This window comes from Streptococcus sp. 45, assembly GCF_900108865.1.
In the GTDB taxonomy this organism is placed as follows: domain Bacteria; phylum Bacillota; class Bacilli; order Lactobacillales; family Streptococcaceae; genus Streptococcus; species Streptococcus ruminicola.
Genome location: NZ_FNXZ01000001.1, coordinates 126,236 through 143,324, shown reverse-complemented (window position 1 = coordinate 143,324; position 17,089 = coordinate 126,236). Strand labels below are relative to the sequence as shown.

Annotated in this window: 16 protein-coding genes; 15 read left to right on the top strand and 1 reads right to left on the bottom strand. The window is 37.6% G+C overall.

Going from position 1 to position 17,089, the window contains the following annotated elements:
- Positions 1–14 precede the first annotated feature (14 nt).
- The 15 genes from BMX18_RS00680 (at position 15) to BMX18_RS00610 (ending at position 15,619) form a co-directional block, all read left to right on the top strand.
- Entirely contained in the window at positions 15–1,448 is a 1,434-nt protein-coding gene (locus tag BMX18_RS00680; protein WP_074563813.1) for a 6-phospho-beta-glucosidase, read from the top strand.
- Between the two features lie 97 nt (positions 1,449–1,545).
- Entirely contained in the window at positions 1,546–1,785 is a 240-nt protein-coding gene (locus tag BMX18_RS00675; RefSeq protein WP_014334819.1) for a SemiSWEET transporter, read from the top strand.
- A gap of 191 nt (positions 1,786–1,976) precedes the next feature.
- The gene (locus BMX18_RS00670) at positions 1,977–2,279 is read left to right on the top strand and encodes a hypothetical protein (protein ID WP_093814612.1); all 303 of its coding nucleotides are present in this window, start codon (positions 1,977–1,979) and stop codon (positions 2,277–2,279) included.
- Positions 2,280–2,464: 185 nt separating this feature from the next.
- Complete coding sequence (locus BMX18_RS00665; RefSeq protein ID WP_093814610.1) at positions 2,465–2,791, top strand: hypothetical protein; 327 nt, start codon at positions 2,465–2,467, stop codon at positions 2,789–2,791.
- Between the two features lie 17 nt (positions 2,792–2,808).
- Complete coding sequence (locus tag BMX18_RS00660) at positions 2,809–3,147, top strand: hypothetical protein (RefSeq protein WP_257609155.1); 339 nt, start codon at positions 2,809–2,811, stop codon at positions 3,145–3,147.
- Between the two features lie 251 nt (positions 3,148–3,398).
- Positions 3,399–3,716, top strand: a complete 318-nt coding sequence (locus tag BMX18_RS00655; RefSeq protein ID WP_020916863.1) for a PTS cellobiose transporter subunit IIB — start codon at positions 3,399–3,401, stop codon at positions 3,714–3,716.
- 50 nt (positions 3,717–3,766) lie between these two features.
- Complete coding sequence (locus BMX18_RS00650; protein ID WP_074563808.1) at positions 3,767–5,740, top strand: BglG family transcription antiterminator; 1,974 nt, start codon at positions 3,767–3,769, stop codon at positions 5,738–5,740.
- An 18-nt stretch (positions 5,741–5,758) separates the two neighbouring features.
- Entirely contained in the window at positions 5,759–6,073 is a 315-nt protein-coding gene (locus BMX18_RS00645; RefSeq protein WP_020916861.1) for a PTS cellobiose transporter subunit IIA, read from the top strand.
- A 22-nt stretch (positions 6,074–6,095) separates the two neighbouring features.
- Positions 6,096–6,608, top strand: coding sequence for a hypothetical protein (locus tag BMX18_RS00640; RefSeq protein WP_093814606.1), 513 nt, complete (start codon positions 6,096–6,098; stop codon positions 6,606–6,608).
- A gap of 40 nt (positions 6,609–6,648) precedes the next feature.
- Entirely contained in the window at positions 6,649–7,974 is a 1,326-nt protein-coding gene (celB, locus tag BMX18_RS00635) for a PTS cellobiose transporter subunit IIC (RefSeq protein WP_039696815.1), read from the top strand.
- 148 nt (positions 7,975–8,122) lie between these two features.
- Positions 8,123–8,941, top strand: a complete 819-nt coding sequence (locus BMX18_RS00630) for a Cof-type HAD-IIB family hydrolase (RefSeq protein ID WP_039696819.1) — start codon at positions 8,123–8,125, stop codon at positions 8,939–8,941.
- Between the two features lie 24 nt (positions 8,942–8,965).
- On the top strand, positions 8,966–9,619 hold the full coding sequence (locus BMX18_RS00625) for a GDSL-type esterase/lipase family protein (RefSeq protein ID WP_074602062.1): 654 nt from the start codon (positions 8,966–8,968) through the stop codon (positions 9,617–9,619).
- A 95-nt stretch (positions 9,620–9,714) separates the two neighbouring features.
- Positions 9,715–11,217: a glycoside hydrolase family 1 protein gene (locus BMX18_RS00620; RefSeq protein ID WP_074602060.1), complete on the top strand. Its 1,503-nt coding sequence runs from the start codon at positions 9,715–9,717 to the stop codon at positions 11,215–11,217.
- Between the two features lie 126 nt (positions 11,218–11,343).
- Positions 11,344–14,694, top strand: a complete 3,351-nt coding sequence (locus BMX18_RS00615; protein WP_093814604.1) for a GBS Bsp-like repeat-containing protein — start codon at positions 11,344–11,346, stop codon at positions 14,692–14,694.
- A gap of 70 nt (positions 14,695–14,764) precedes the next feature.
- Positions 14,765–15,619 (top strand): Cof-type HAD-IIB family hydrolase, encoded by an 855-nt coding sequence (locus tag BMX18_RS00610; protein ID WP_257609154.1) that lies wholly within the window; start codon positions 14,765–14,767, stop codon positions 15,617–15,619.
- Between the two features lie 34 nt (positions 15,620–15,653).
- Here BMX18_RS00610 and BMX18_RS00605 read toward each other — a convergent pair whose 3' ends face one another.
- Positions 15,654–16,985, bottom strand: coding sequence for an alanine/glycine:cation symporter family protein (locus tag BMX18_RS00605; RefSeq protein ID WP_074602055.1), 1,332 nt, complete (start codon positions 16,983–16,985; stop codon positions 15,654–15,656).
- Positions 16,986–17,089 lie beyond the last annotated feature (104 nt).

The following is a 17,089-nucleotide window of genomic DNA, read 5'->3' as shown; positions in this document are numbered from 1 at the left end:
AAGGAGGATATGTAATGGCTAAGTTACCAGATAATTTTTTGTGGGGTGGTGCAGTTGCTGCTCACCAACTTGAAGGTGGATGGAAAGAAGGAGGAAAAGGACTCAGTGTTGCTGACGTGATGACAGCTGGTCGTCATGGTGTCCCTCGTGAAATCACTGATGGTGTGGTTGAAGGTAAATATTATCCAAACCACGAAGCGATTGATTTCTATCATCACTATAAAGAAGATATTGCTTTGTTTGCTGAAATGGGCTTCAAATGCTTCCGTACATCAATTGCATGGACACGTATTTTCCCAAATGGTGATGAATTAGAACCAAATGAAGCAGGTTTGCAATTCTACGATGATTTATTTGACGAATGCTTGAAACACGGTATCGAACCTGTTGTTACTTTGTCTCACTTTGAATTGCCATATCATTTGGTTAAAGAATATGGTGGTTTCACAAACCGTAAATTGGTTGATTTCTTTGTTCGTTTTGCAGAAACATGCTTCCGTCGTTACAAAGATAAAGTTAAATATTGGATGACTTTCAATGAAATCAATAACCAAGCTAACTATCAAGAAGATTTTGCACCATTTACAAACTCTGGTATTGTTTACAAAGAAGGCGATGATCGCGAAGCGATTATGTATCAAGCTGCTCACTATGAATTGGTAGCATCTGCGCGTGCGGTTAAAATTGGTCGTGAAATCAACCCTGATTTCCAAATTGGTTGTATGATTGCCATGTGTCCAATTTACCCTGCAACATGTAATCCAAAAGATATCCTAATGGCACAAAAAGCCATGGAAAAACGTTATTACTTCACTGATGTGCATGTTCATGGCTTCTACCCAAATCATATTCTTAAATACTGGGAACGTAAAGGTATCAATGTCGATGTGACAGAAGAAGACTTGGCAGATTTGAAAGAGGGAACTGTTGATTACATCGGATTCTCATACTACATGTCATTTGCAATCGATTCTCACCGTGAAAATAACCCACACTTTGACTACCTTGAAACAGAAGATTTGATTAAAAATAAATACGTTAAAGCTTCTGAATGGGGTTGGCAAATTGACCCAGAAGGTCTTCGCTATAGCTTGAACTGGTTTACTGATATGTACCACTTGCCACTTTTCATCGTGGAAAATGGTTTCGGTGCTATTGACCAAGTAGAAGAAGACGGCATGGTTCACGATGATTACCGCATTGATTACCTTGGTGCTCACATCAAAGAAATGATTAAAGCTGTCGACGAAGACGGTGTTGATTTGATGGGATACACTCCATGGGGTTGTATTGACCTTGTCTCAGCAAGTACAGGTGAAATGCGCAAACGTTATGGCTTCATCTATGTTGATAAAGATGACGAAGGTAACGGTACTTACAAACGTACACCAAAATTGTCATTTGACTGGTATAAGAAAGTCATTGCTTCAAACGGTGAAGAAGTCTAAAGTTATTCATTAAGTTATTATTTTGAAACCTTTGTGGGGGTGTAATCTCTTACCCTACGAAGGTTTTTACATGGTTATAAGAAGAGAGTAGGTCTTTATGATTGGGTATATTGCGGCTTGTTTGACAACGTTTGGTTTTTTGCCACAAATGATCAAGGTTTTAAAAACCAAAGACGTTGAATCCATTTCACTTGGCATGTATACCATGTCAGTCACTGGGATGGCATTGTGGTTGGCGCATGGAATTTCCGTTTCAGATCCAGCTTTAATTGTTGCCAATACCATCTCAGTTGCCTTAGCAGGAATTATCCTTATTTGTAAAATAATTTATAAATAATTTTTAAAAGTCTTTGAAATGTTGTTATATCAATGTTTTGGAGGCTTTTTTGCAAAAGAATTCCAGTGGATTCTTCCTATTTAATTTCTGAAAAGAAGCCTTACAGAAAATAATTGACAGGGCTTTCAAAAAGGATTATAGTAATCGTATAATTTGAGTGTTCCGTTAGGAACAAGGAGGTGAGGGTTATTATGGTGACGATTTTAGCAATTATTTTTGGGTTTTTGTTAATCTTTGCGATTGTTCGTGTTGTCCAAATCAAAATGGGCGTGACCAAACGCTTTGGTTACCATTACACCATTACCATGCATCATGGACTGAAGTTACCAGATTTGATAAAAAATGATAATCTTAGAGGAAAGATTAAGATTATTTCGGCAACAGACGACACTTGCAAGGTACAATCACAGATTAATGATACCGAGCTGAAGACAACCTTGATGAAGGATTATCAACTGGATTCAACTCAGGTGTCTGTCGAGATTACTCAGTAAGTCATAAGAAAGTTACCAAAGTTTATTTTCAAGATATAACTATAAAAAATACGATTAATAATCACTCTTGTTAATAATTCTGACATTTTATTTTTAAAAATGATTGTTTTTTTGTAGAAACAGCTTATAATGTCAATGAAGTTTTAAGAAAGACTTCATAAACAATAGGTTAAAGGAGATTAATGATGATGAAAGTTCTATTGATTATTTTGGTTATTGCACTTATTGTAGCTGGTGTTTACAGCGTTAGAAATCAACTTTGGGTGGCAAAAACATTTGGTTATGATTATGTGATTGTCATGAAAGATGGTGCAAAAATGCCTGATTTAGCAAACAATGCTAACCTTAAAGGAAAAGTTAGAGTTGTAGGTTCTTCAGATGATACTTGCAGCGTTCAATCACACCTCAACGATGTGGAATTGAAAAAGATTTTGATGGCAGATTATCACTTGTCAGATGAACAAGTTTATATCCGCCCAGCACAACTATCAGGTGCCCTTGGTATGATGTAGTTTAGGAGATGACGAATATGAGCATTAAATGGGTTATTATTATCGCATTTTTAGTTCTGATTGCTCTTGATTACTTTTTGACTAGCAAATATCGAAAAGTCTATGATAATCAAGGTGAACGAATGGGAGGACCTTACATCATTAAGTTTACAAATCTTGATAAGCAACCAGATATTTTAGCCAATCAAAGGATTGCTGATACGATTCAAGTGCTTCATAAAGATTCAAAAAGTTATCGTGTTTATTCTATAATGAACGATGAAAAGTTGAAAAAGCTAATTACTGATGAGTTAGGCTTACAAGAAAATCAAGTTTCTGTGAATTATACAAAATTATTTATTCCCGCTTTTTTCTAGGGAAATAAAAAATGAAAAGGAGTTAAGCTAGTTTTCACTAGTTTGGCTCTTTTTTTCTAAAAAAACTGAAGATTTACAGCAAATTTCCGTAGTGATTGCAGTTTGATTACGGAAAAAGTTGTATCTAAACGGAAAATTTCCGTAGTGGTCTTATTTTTTTCCGCATCACATAGGAAAAAGAATGCGTTTACATAATGATTGCGTTTTCATATAATATCAGTGTAAACAAAAAACAAAGGAGATTAAACGTTATGGCTAAACAAGCTTTAATTATCTGTGCAGGTGGTATGTCATCATCAATGATTGCTAAAAAAACAATGACATATCTTCAAGAAAAAGGTGAAGACATTGAAATGGATGCTGTTGGGGTTCCAGAAGGACAAAAACGTATCGAAGCTGATAAATACGATTTGTACCTTGTCAGCCCACAAACTAAAATGAACTTTAAACAATTGGCAGATGCAGCTGCTAAAACAAACAAACCAATTGTTCAAATTCCACCACAAGCTTACATTCCAATCCCAATGGGTATTGAAAAAATGGCAGCTTTGGTAAAAGAAAACATCTAATGCCCGTTGTGATATAATAGTTCTAATGGTACTTGGAGGTGTCCACTTCTGTGTTAAATAAAAAAGAAAAGCAGATTATTCAATATCTTATTAAAGATAAGGATAAATTCGTTACTAGTAAAGAACTAGCAGCGCAATTAGGATGTTCGGATAGAACAATTAGAACTTACTATAAAACACTTGTTGAAAAATTAGATTTTTACTCAGGCATTGATTTGATTTCCAAGCAAGGTTATGGCTATAAGTTAGACATCGTAGATGATGATGCTTATGCTGATTTTTTGGAAGAAAATCATATCAATGATCATCACAATAATTACCAAAACATTACTGATATCAATGATCGCTACAATTATCTGTTAAACAAACTTTTGTTTGAACAAAATGAAATTTATTTTGATGATTTAGCAGATGAGTTGTTTGTTAGTCGATCAACATTATCTAGTGATTTTAAAAAGATAAGACAAAAATTTAAACCTTATCATTTGAAAATTGAAAGCAAAGCCAATAAAGGGGTTTACGTCTTAGGACAAGAACGTGATAAACGTCGTTTCATCATGGATTACTTTATTGATTCTGGTTTTATTAACACCATGCATTCATACGTTGATAATGAGTTGCTTAATCAAAAAATTTCTTTTGAAGAGTTAACCATCATTGTTCTGGATGAATGTCGGGAAGGTGGTCTTAAATTATCAGACTTTGTGATTCAAAATCTAGTCATCCACATTGCTTTAGCAATCCGTCGCATTACCGAAGGTTTTCGCATTAGCAAGGTGTCAGAAGATGAACTGGTACTGAGAGGTTTGGCAGAACGTCAAATTGCTGAAAATATCTTAAAACGTGTTTCAGTATCTACGCACATTGATTTTCCAGCAGAAGAAGTTGATTACATTACTCTCCACTTGGTTTCAAAAGGTCACGGGAGTGCTTGTCACATTTCTGAAGTTTTGCAAGAGCAAATGCGTCAGGAATTGATTGACAGTATTGACCAAATTAATCCAACTGTTAAGAATGACTTCCAATTGATTGAGGGCTTGCTTGCTCATCTATCAACAATGTTCATTCGCTTGCAAAGCAGGGTTGTTATGGAAAACCCTTTGACAGCGGAAATTCAAGCCAATTATCGCGATATGTATCAACTAGCTGAACGTGTTGTAGCTAATATGCCAACTTTCAGTGCTTACACTTTATCACCAAATGAAATCGCCTACATTGCTCTGCATTTTATGGCTGCCAAAGAAAGATACAAAGAACAACGTAAATACAATGTTCTTGTCATCTGTGCTACGGGATACGGCAGTGCTCAAATGCTTAAGAGCCGTATTGAAAACGAGCTCGGGAACTTGGTTTCAATTACGGATGTGATTGGTTATTATGAAATCAACGATGAAAAGTTAAAAGGAATTGATTTTATCGTTTCTTCTATTGACTTGTCAAACTTGATTTTCAATATTCCAGTCTTTACGGTTTCAGTTTTCTTAAATGATGAAGAGTTAAAGGATATTAAACAGGGAATCTCTCATTTGAATAGGTCTTTAGCAAATGTAGAAGATCGTCAATCAGAACTCAGTGTAAGCGATGTGTTTGATGATTACTTCTCAGAAGACTATTTCTTTCTACTATCGGACGCTTCAAAAGAAGAGGTATTGCAAAAACTAGCTCAGAGCATTTCACAAAATGAAAATGAGCAATTTGAGGAACGACTTCTTAATATGATGAAACAGCGGGAATCTATGAGTTCCATCGTATTCGGGAAAAACATTGCCGTACCTCATCCTTTGAAAGCCGTCGGTAGCAAACATCATTTTGCAGTAGCGATTGTTAAAAATGGTGTGAAATGGGATGAACAATATCCATCAATCAAAATTATCTTTTTAATGTCAATGTCAATTCATGATAATGATGGACTACCAGAGTTAACATCTGCCATTGTTGATTTGGTTGATAATCCAAAACTTCAAGAACAAATGTTAGCTTGCCAATCATTTGATGAATTTAAAAAAATATTTTTAACGATTTAAAAAGGAAGTAGGAGTTATATGAATTCAGAAGAATTGCAAGTTGCAGCATTTGAGATTATCTTAAATTCTGGTAACGCACGTTCAATCGTCCACGAAGCATTTGATGCGATGCGCGAAGGAAATTATGCGTTAGCAGAAGAAAAGTTAAAAGAATCAAATGACGAATTATTAAAAGCCCATCAATCACAAACACACTTGCTCCAAGAATACGCAGGTGGTAAAGAAGTTAATGTTGAAATCATCATGGTTCATGCTCAAGACCACTTGATGACTACAATGACACTTCGTGAAGTTGGACTTGAAATGTTAGAATTATACAAAAAAATCGGTTAGTTAGGCAAGAAAGGAGATAACTATGGCTGCTTTAACAGAAAAGGAGAAGAGAGAATTAGACGCTACAAGGCGTGAAAATGGGATTAAAAACATGTATTACACACGTTACTTCCTCATTCGCTACGTTGTTGCCTTCTTCTTTTTCATCAATCTGTACTGGATCTTGATGTTCTTATCTGCTAGTAACTTCAGTCTAGTTATCATTCCAGTTCTTATGGCTGCTTTTGGTGCCATTTGTATGTGGGAACAATCGCGAATGTATTCAAGGGAACAAAAACCTGCGGTTAAGACGCAATTTTATTTCCAAACGATTATTGCTTTAAATATCATTTTAATTATTGCCACTGTATTTAAACAATATCACAGTTTTTATCCATTCTTATCTGAAAATGGTACGACTCAAATTTTTCTCATCGTGATGCTTTTACTTGGGATTATGATTTCATCATGGATGTTAGTAAAAATCGCTTGTATCAATCGTAATTCAGATAAACAATACTATCGCATTCAAAAATATTTGGCATCAATCAATTAGTTAACAACAAACATTCAACAGTTTTTAGGAGGAGAAGAAAATGTTTGAATTTTTAGAAAAGTACTTGATGGGGCCGATGGCTAAGGTATCTGCTTGGCGTCCTGTTCGTGCAATTGTTGCCGCTGGTATGGCAAGTATTCCGTTTACTATCGTCGGATCTATGTTCCTTGTCTTGAGCATTATCCCACAAGCCTTTCCAATTCCTGCCTTAACATCAATTTGGGCAAACTCAGTTGACAAAATTGCACCTCTTTACTTGCAAGCTTACAACTGTACAATGGGTATCTTGTCTCTATACTTTGCCATCGTTATTGGTTATGAGTATACAAAAATCTTTGCTGACGAAGAAGATTTGAACGTTGACCCAGTATATGGTGCTCTACTTTCAGTATTTGCATTCTTCTTGACAATTCCAGAATTGCTTGTTAAAAATGGTGCATTTGACTACTTGAACGTCAAAGGTGCTACAATCAATGGTTGGACTGTTGGTGGTAACAGCTTGGCTCGTTTGTCAACATCTGGTATGTTTACAGCAATCTTGATGTCTATCCTTGCTGTTCAACTTTATCGTGTATGTATCAAACGTAACTGGGTTGTTAAAATGCCAGAAGCAGTACCATCAGGTGTTTCTCGCTCATTCTCAGCTTTGATTCCATGTGCTTTCGTAGCTCTTGTTGTTCTTGTTATCGATGGTGTGTTCATCGCACTTGGTACTGATATCTACAACGTTGTTGCTATTCCATTTGGTTTCGTTCGTCACATCGCAAACTCTTGGCTTGGTATTGTGGTTATTTACCTTCTTGTTCACGCTTTGTGGATTGTTGGTATCCACGGTGCTAACATCGTCATGGGTCTTGTTAACCCAATCCTTTTGTCAAACATGGCAGAAAACGTTGACGGAGCTCACATCGCATTTGCCGGTGAATTCTCTAACTCATACGTTATCATGGGTGGTTCTGGTGCAATGCTTCTTGCTTGTGTATGGCTTGCAGTAGCAGCTAAATCATCACAACTTAAAATGCTTGGTCGTGCAGCTATGGGTCCTGCAATCTTCAACATCAACGAACCATTGATCTTTGGTCTTCCTGTTGTTTACAACCCAATCCTTGCCCTTCCATTCATTATCGCACCAATCGTATGTGCTTCAATCGCATACTGGTCAATCAAACTTGGCTTTGCCGCAGTATCAATCATCCAAACTCCATGGCCAACTCCAATCGGTCTTGGTGCTTATATCGGAACTGGTGGTAACATCGGTGCCGTTATCACAGCTCTTGTCTGTGCTCTAGCAGCATTCTTTGTTTGGTTCCCATTCCTTAAAATGTACGATTTGAAACTTCTCAAAGAAGAAGGCGTAGAAGCTTAATAAAAATTAAGAGCGGGTTTACCCGTTCTTTTTTTGTTTTCAAATGAAAGAGAAGTTAGATTTTTTCGTGTCATAGTATCATTTTTTCTGAATATACTCAAAGCTTTTTTCAGAAAGCTAGCGTATAATGGGGGACAAGGAGGGTGTTATGACAGTAAAAGTAATTGCAACTGATATGGACGGAACCTTTTTAACAGATAAAAAGACTTATGACAAGGTTTTATTTGATCGTTTGTTTGATCGTTTTATGGCAGAAGGCATCAAATTTGTGGTGGCAAGCGGTAACCAGTATCGTCAGATTATCCAACAATTTCCTAAACACAAACATTTAATGTCTTTTGTGGCTGAAAATGGCGGTCACATCATTGAAAATGGTCGAACTTTGCAGGAAGAATTTGAAACAGTAGAAGCCATCTCTGCTTTGGTTAATTATATCGAAAAACATTATCCAGATACGGTGATTAACTTGGCAGGAAAGGCATCGTCATACTTGCCAATGTCGACACCGAAAAAAATCAAGGATTTGCTTAGCTATTATTTGCCTGTTTTAAAATACGTTGATAATCTACATCCAATTCCTGAGGATGATTATTTTAAAGTCACTTTACTGGTTCGTGATGAATTGACCTTCCAAGTGAGAGATGAAATTAACACTTTATTTGCGGATTATCAACTAACGGCAACCTCTAGTGGTTTTGGTTGTATTGATGTCATTCCATCACATGTGCATAAAGGAACTGGCCTTGATTTCTTGCTCAATCACTGGGGCTATGGTCCTGAAAATCTGATGGTTTTTGGTGACGGTGGCAATGATATTGAGATGTTAAAACTGGCTAAATATTCTTTTGCGATGGCAAATGCTCCGCAGGAAATTAAAAACGTAGCCAACTATCAAGCTCCGTCAAATCAAGAAAATGGTGTTTTGCAAGTTCTTGCTCGTCATTTCTTGAATGAGTCAGATTTGTGATAGAATAGTCAAAAAGGAGAAAAAATGACTGATTTTCAAGAACTATATCACAAAGCTGATGTGACAGAATTTCGTAAGCAAATCTTAGCTGACCAACAAGCACAGTTGTGGGAAAAATACGACGCTTTGAATCAACTGGTAAAACAGCCAAATGTTGTCTTTGCTGGAGATTCTATCACTGAGTATTTTCCCATTCATGAAATGCTGACGTCGGATTTACCGCTTTATAACCGCGGTGTTCATGGCATCAACAGTTTGCAGCTTTTAGAACATCTGAATACACAAGTTTTAGATTTGAAACCAAGTAAAGTTGTTCTCTTGATTGGGGTTAATGATTTAAAGACCAGACAGCCAGAAGAAGTGTGTGAAACGATTGAGACTATCATAACTACTATTCAACAAAAGTTGCCTGAAACTCAGATTATCTTACTATCTGTTTTTCCAATGAATGAGTCACCAAGATTTGTTCGCACACCAAGTCATCGTAATAATGATAGTATCAATAAATTAAATGATTTGTTGTCTAACTTGTCAGCAGATGGTGTGACATACCTTAATCTACATGATGCTTTGTGCGATGAAAGTGGTGAGTTGCCACTAAATCGTACGGTTGATGGCCTTCACCTTAATGTCGATGGTTATCGTGTGGTGTCTGAGATTTTGTCATCGTATTTGTAGTGGGATAGTATCATTTTCCAAGATAATAATGCAAGATTGCGCTTTCAAATAACGGTATACTATTATTGTACTTAATTGAAAGAGGGAAAAGATATATGACAAAAGCATTTCCAAAAAACTTCCTTTGGGGCGGAGCAATTGCTGCTAACCAAGCCGAAGGTGCTTATAACGAAGATGGTCGAGGACTTGTTGCAACTGATGTGACAACTGGTGGGTCAGTAAACGCGCCACGCTACATGACTTATATCGGCAAAGATGGTAAACCTGGTAAAGCGCCAGCTATGGGCCATAATGGTAAGATTCCTGAAGGCGCTAAATACGCCGTGCTCGATACAGAGCATTATCCAAACCATGTGGCTGTTGATTTTTATCACCGTTACAAAGAAGACATCAAGTTGTTTGCTGAAATGGGTTACTCTGTTTTTCGTTTGTCAATTTCTTGGGCTCGTATTTTCCCAAATGGTGATGACAAAGAACCTAACCAAGCAGGGCTTGATTTCTACCGTTCAGTCTTTGAAGAATGCCGTAAATACAATATTGAACCTTTGGTTTCAATTTGGCATTTTGATACGCCATTAGCACTTGAAGAAAATTATGGCGGTTGGAAAAATCGTAAGCTGATTGATTTTTATGTGCGTTATTGTGAGGTTATTTTTAACGAATACAAAGACTTGGTTAAATACTGGTTAACTTTCAATGAAATCAATAACACAACCATGTTCCTTGATATGTTTGGTTCAAAAGCTAGTGATGCAGATTACCAAGAAGGTTATCAAATTCTTCACCATCAATTTGTAGCATCAGCTAAAGCTGTTCAAATTGGGCATGCCATCAATCCTGATTTCATGATTGGAAATATGATTTGTGGTATTACATTTTATCCTGGAACTTGTGACCCAGCAGATATCCTTGCTAATGAACACAAATGGCAATCAGGCATTTACTACTGTGGTGATGTGCAAGCAAAAGGAAAATACGGTACTTATGCCAAACGTCTCTGGAAAGAGCACAATGTTGAATTGGATATTACAGAAGAAGACCTTGAAGATTTGAAACGCGGGACAGTTGATATGTATACTTTCTCATATTACATGTCAAACAATGTGACAACTCACACTGGCGGTGAGCAAGTTTCAGGTAACTTCTCAGCTGGTGCTAAAAATCCATACTTGACTTATTCTGATTGGGGTTGGGCGCATGATCCAATGGGACTTCAATATTATCTTGAAAAAATCTATGACCGTTATGAAATCCCATTGATGGTTGTTGAAAATGGTCTTGGAGCCTTTGATACTGTTGAAGAAGATGGCTCAATTCACGATGATTATCGCATTGATTACCACCGTGCTCACATTAATGCCATGGCAAATGCTATTGACAACGGTGTTGACCTTATTGGTTACACTACGTGGGGCTGTATCGATATCGTCTCAGCTGGTACAGGTGAAATGCGTAAACGTTATGGTTTCATCTACGTTGATATGGATGATGAAGGCAATGGAACCCTAAATCGCACACCAAAAGACAGTTTCTACTGGTATAAAGAAGTTCTTTCAACAAATGGCCAAAAAGCCATTGATGAAGCAAGTGAAGATTAAAACTGATAAATAAATTCCTCGCTCTTTTAGCGGGGATTTTTTGAAATAAACGGAAAATAAGAAAGCGCTTTTTCATAAAAAGTGGTAGAATAAACTTAAAGATTAAAAAGTTTATTGGAGATTATTATGAGAGTTAAAGGTCACGGAACAATAAAAAAATCAAAAGCCTACGGTGTTATTGGAACACTTTTGTTATCAGGTGTCTTGCTGACGGCTATTGGAGCTGGTGGTGTTTGCGCTGATGAAGTGCAAGCAAGTACGAGCGCCACTGTTAATAGCGTGTTAGCTGATGTCAATAGTGAAAATTATCAGGCTGATGCTGGTTTGTCTGAAGAAACTAGTGATTTGTCAGAAAATGATAAGGCAAATGAGCTTAATTCTGAGTTAGCATCTAGTTCAATTAATGATGAGCAAAGTACGACAACTACTGAGCAAACAGAAGTAAATGACGATAAATCAGCAGTTACTGATGACAGTAATTTCACAGGTGCTGAGTCTGAGCAGGTTGACAATCTTTCTGAAAATCAAACTGAGTCAATCGTTGATGCTAATGCTAACAGTCAGCTTACGGATGAATCACAAAACGTTAAGCCTGAAATTACTGCTAATGACAATCAAAAACTTGTTACTGAACGCAGAGCAACAGGAAACGCTACAGACGAAGTAACCAGTGCGACCTTAACGAATAAAGGTTTTGATATTCAGTATAATCAAGCTATTCCAGCAGGTGCTAAAATCATGTTTGCGGTTTGGTCTGAGGTCAATGGTCAAGATGACCTTATTTGGTACACAGCTGATAGCAATGGACACGTCGTAGCCAAATACACTGGTTCATACGGAAAATACAATATCCATACTTACCAAAATCTCAATGGTCAAATGATTGGTTTAAATGGTCGTACCATTGATGTTCCAAAACCAAGTGCTAAGGTCACAATCACAAAAGTCAATGGCACAACTTACAAAGTGACAGTCAGTGATATCCCAGCTTACATCACTAGTATTCAACTACCAACTTGGACAGAAAAAGGCGGTCAAGATGACATCCAGTGGTATAGTACTACTCAAAATGCTGATGGTACCTTTACAAGGACCTTCAGCATTGCTGAGCATAACCTAGAAAGTGGTAAATATAATGTCCACGTTTATGGGACAAGTGCAGTTACGAATTTGCTAATAGGTCTTACTGGTACAAGCTTCCAAGGAGATTATCAGTTTGGTGATGTTAAAGTTCAACCAACTTTAACCGCTAATGGTATCCACATCAGCATGCCAAGTGATGTTAGCTCAGATATGACCGTTTATCATGCTGTTTGGTCAGCCAAAAATGACCAAGACGATTTGATTTGGTACAAAGTTCCAGCTAATGGTCAACTGACAGCTAAGTACACTGGTGATTATGGCACTTATCTTATCCATACTTACGCTGTGATTAAAGGTCAAATGACATGTCTCAGTGCGACAAGTATTGACGTGCCAAGACCAAGTGCTAAAGTGACGATTACTAAAATTAATGACACAAGCTACAAAGTGACAGTTAGTGATACTCCAATATATATCACTAGTATTCAACTACCAACTTGGACAGAAAAAGGCGGTCAGGATGACATCCAGTGGTATAGTACTACTAAGAACGCCGATGGCACCTTTACAAGAATCTTCAGCATTGCTGAACACAATCTAGAAGGTGGTAAATACAATGTTCATGTCTATGGAACGAATGCAGTTACGAATTCATTGACTTGTTTAACAGGTACAAGCTTCCAATCTGATTACCATTTCAGTGATGTTCATGTTCAGCCAACTTTAACGACTAATGGTATTCAAATCAGCATGCCAAGCGATGTCAGCTCAGATTTGACTGTTTACCATGCTGTTTGGTCAGCCCAAAATGACCAAGATGATTTGATTTGGTATAAGGTTCCAACTAATGGTCAACTAATGGCTAAGTATACTGGCGATTATGGGACATACCTCATTCACACCTATGCTGTTGTTAAGGGGAAAATGGTATGTATCAGTGCAACAAGTATTAACGTGCCAAAACCAGAAGTAAGGGTTCAAATTGAAAAGCTAACAGACTATTCTGCAAAAGTAACGGTGATAGATGTTCCAGTTTATGTTCATGATATTCAATTACCAACTTGGACAAGTAAAAATGGTCAAGATGATATGAAGTGGTATCACGCTACTAAGCAAGCTGATGGTTCTTATGTCTATACTTTCTACGCTAAAAATCATAAGTTTGAGTCTGGACATTACAATGTTCATGTTTATGGTACAAATGAAGTTACTCATTCCTTTACATGCCTCTCAGGATCAGAAGGTGTAGATTTAATCTTTAATGAGTCGCTGACAAAACCAACAGTCCTCGTCGAAAATCATGATGCCTCTAAAGGTAGTTTACAGGTTGTAATTGCGGAAACAGAGTCTTCAAAAGATATTGCTAGTGTAACTGTTGCTGCTTGGTCTGATTCTGCACAGAAAAATCTTCATTGGTATACAAGTTCAAACGTTTCAAATGGAAAAGTCATTATTACGGTTGACGAAAAATACCATCATAACATTTCGGCTGACTATACTGTTCACGTCTATGTTAAGACGAAAGACGGTGAAACCATTGGCTATAATTTAGGTCAATATGCTTTTAACAACAAGGAAGTAACCACTAGTGTTTCAACCTCTTATAAGGGAACTGGCGTGTACGGCGTTAACATTTCTGGTGTTTACTCAAATGGTACTGTAAAATATGCTGTCTGGTCTGATGTGAGTGACCAAGATGACATCAGATGGTATGATGCCAATACTTCTGGAACAAATGCCACAGGTCTAATTAATGTAGCTAATCACTCTGGTACAGGAACGTATCACATTCATGTTTACCAGTCTGATAATGGACAAATGTATTTCTTGACATCAACTGAATTCACTGTTAAACGTACGAACTTCAGTACTCCTTATTACAATCAACGTGACGGACGTTGGGCAAATACTACTTTCGGTGGTTACCGAATGGCTTCGACAGCCTGTGCCCCAACAAGTGTTGCTATGGTTGTTTCATCATTAACAGGAACAGAAATTTTGCCTACAACTGTCTGTGCTTATCTCTATAACAATACCGTTGAATTCAATCGCGGTGATGCTGGGACAACTGGACGAGGTGTCGTGATTGCAGCGCAACATTGGGGAATGACAGCGACTGTACTTCATAGCTCATCTCAATTGACTGATGCACTGAAAGAAGGACACCACGTTCTGGCAGCTGTTCAACAAGATAAATTCTCGCCTTGGGGCTTTGGAACAAGTCACGAAATTGTCCTTAAAGGGTATTCAAATGGAAATACTTACGTTTATGACCCATATAATGCAGCAAACAACGGTTGGTACCCTATTGAATTACTTTGGAGAGAACAAAGTACCCAATCAGGTGATATTAATGGTCTTGGCAATCCATTTGTCAAAGTGACCGATATTTAAAATGAAAAGGAAGTAGTTATACTTCCTTTTTTGTGTTGTACTTTTGCTAAAGTTTTTTGAAACTGCTATCATGGTATTAGAAAAAATTGAAATGGTGAAAAAGATGATAAAACTCATAGCAGTGGATATGGATGGAACATTCTTAGATGAAAAGGGGCAATTTGAAGCCAAGCGTTTTGAGCAACTATTGGATGAGCTGGATAAAAGAGGAATTCTATTTGTCGTGGCGACAGGCAATCAAATCTCAAGAATGAGGATTGTTTTTGGAAATTTGGCCAATCGTTTGTCTTATGTTGTTGGTAATGGTAGCCATTTGCTTGTTAAGGACAAGACGATTTACCTGAAAAATCTAAGTGCACAGCAATTGCAGCACTTTTTACAATACTATGAGGATCATTTTGATGACTATCATATCGTGATTTCATCGCCAGAGCATTCTTACATGACAAAAGGAGCTTATATTTGCCAGAATCTAGGTAATGCGGAGCGCTTGAAATACTACAATGCCAGCTTTCCAAATGTGATTTTACTTGATAGTATGCTTGACTTGCCACAAGAAAAGATTAACAAAATTACCATGCAGCTCCCCATGGCTTTGTTTGAAAGTGTTAGCCAGGATTTCAGAAAAGAATTTCCTGATTTAGTGCCAATGGCTAGTGGATTTGGGGCTATTGATGTGGTTTTGCCTGGTGTTGATAAGGCACTAGGGATAAAAGAGCTGATGGCCTTAAAAGGCATTTCAGCTGATCAGGTCATGACATTTGGAGATGGCGATAACGATATCGCTATGTTACGCTTAGCGAAATATTCTTATGCAATGGAAAATGCTAGCGAGGCAGTGAAAGCTGCTGCAAACTTTATAGCACCATCGAATGCTAAATCAGGTGTTTTTCAAGTGATTGAACAATACCTAGAATCACATTAAAAAACACTCCTGAACGATTTCAGGAGTGTTTGCTTTATTTCATGCGAGCAAAATAGTTTTTTGTTTCACGGATAATAACTGGTGAGAGAGCAAGTAGAGCGATAAGGTTTGGTAGAGCCATGAGGCCATTAACGATATCAGCAATAATCCAGATAAGCTCAAGTTTTAGGAAACCACCAAGAGCAACCATGATGACAAAAATAACGCGATAAAGTTTGATGTGTTTTGTTCCAAAAAGGAATTCAAAACAACGTTCACCGTAGTATGACCAACCAAGAATTGTCGTAAAGGCAAAAAGAACAAGACAGAAAGTTAGAGCAAGAGCACCAGGAGTTCCAAAGAGAGATGAGAATGCTGCTTGAGTTAGAGGTGCACCTTCTAGACCAGCTACAGTCCATTTCTCAGTAACGATGATTGAAAGACCAGTCAAAGTACAAATGATAATCGTATCAATGAAAGTACCAGTCATTGAGATAAGCCCTTGTTCAACAGGTTCTTCAGTTTTTGCAGCGGCAGCAGCAATTGGTGCTGAACCTAGACCAGATTCATTTGAGAAGACCCCACGCGCGATACCTTTTTGGATAGCCTCTTTAACAACAGCACCAGCAAAACCACCGACAGCAGCAGTACCAGTAAAAGCACCAGTGAAGATTTGACCAAATGCTGGAAGAATTTGATCGAAGTTTGTAAAGATGACAGCTAAAGTTGCAAGGATGTAGATAATCGCCATGAAAGGAACAACTTTCTCGGCAACTTTTGAGATTGATTTGATACCACCAAAGATAATGATGGCAACCACCACTGCAACAACGATACTAACAATTTGTGGCGCTAAGCCAAATGAATTTTCAAGTGATGATGTGATTGAGTTAACTTGTGAGAAAGTACCAATACCAAAGTAAGCAACGAGGATACCAGCGACAGCAAAGAAGATTGCAAGTGGTTTCCAGCGTTTACCCATACCATTTAAGATATAGTACATTGGTCCACCAGAAACTTCGCCGTTATCATCGCGTGTACGGTATTTGATGGCAAGAAGTCCTTCAGAGTATTTTGTTGCCATTCCAAAGAAAGCGGCAATCCACATCCAAAAGAGGGCTCCAGGACCACCAGCTTTGATAGCTGTTGCCACACCAACGATGTTACCAGTACCTACTGTTGCTGCAAGAGCAGTAGCAAGAGCAGCAAAACTAGAAATATCCCCTTGACCTTTATCGTCTGCGAAAATTAATTTAAAGGCTTTAGGTAATTTTAAAACCTGGAGTAAGCCAAGACGAACAGTTAAATAAATCCCTGTTCCCACCAAGAGAATAAGCAGTGGGGCACCCCAGACAATATCATCTAGCATTGTAAAAAAGTTTAGCATATACGAATAAGTCTCCTATAAAACATAGCGTCCTATGATGCCAGTTAGAATAGAAAAAAGGAGTTATCGTAGTGATAACTCCTGAAAAGTGATAAGAAGACTGA